2 protein-coding genes are annotated in these 620 nt (G+C 44.4%); both read left to right on the forward strand.

From position 1 onward, the window contains the following. On the forward strand, nucleotides 1-128 hold a 128-nt coding region (locus tag R7Z47_RS25550), incomplete at its 5' end, for a (2Fe-2S)-binding protein (RefSeq protein WP_318130857.1). Nucleotides 129-218: 90 nt separating this feature from the next. Continuing rightward, the coding region (locus R7Z47_RS25555; RefSeq protein ID WP_318130856.1) for a Plug domain-containing protein at nucleotides 219-620 on the forward strand (402 nt) is incomplete at its 3' end.

Raw genomic sequence — 620 nt, forward strand, 5'->3', positions numbered from 1 at the left:
AGCAACCGCTCAAATTGGTCAGAAAAAGCTGCTGCTTGGTGTACAAGTGTGAAGGAAGAAAGCTCTGCGAGGACTGCCCTAGAGCAGCAAAAAACCGTCAGTTAATCATGCAAAAGAGCAATGGTTAACAACTTATTAACCTATGTAACAGTGCTCGATTTGTTATTGATAATAAGTATCATTGTCGATTCTTTCGCTACAACAAAAAGATAAATACAATGACAAATAGGAAGTTCTCTTTAAACCTCATCGTATTAGCGATGAGCAGTGGATATGCAGCGCACGCATTGGCTGCGGAACAAGCTCAGCAACTAGCGTCTCAAAACGCTGCAGATGAACAATTAGTCGTGGTTGGCAGCGTCATGCCAAAATCCATCTCTGATATTCCCGGTACGGTTTGGTTTGTAGGGCAAGAAGAAATTGCTCAACAATACCGAGCAGGTAAAACTCTGGGTGATATTCTTTCTACCACGATCCCTTCTTTAGATGTTGGTACTGGCGGCCGGACAAACTACGGCCAAAATCTGCGTGGCAGAGCCATGCTGGTCATGATTGATGGCGTTTCTCTGCAATCTTCTCGTCCTATCAGTCGTCAATTGGATGCGATTGACCCGTTCAAC

Origin of the sequence: Vibrio sp. 1641, assembly GCF_033339995.1 — a bacterium.
GTDB classification, from domain to species: Bacteria; Pseudomonadota; Gammaproteobacteria; order Enterobacterales; family Vibrionaceae; genus Vibrio; species Vibrio alginolyticus.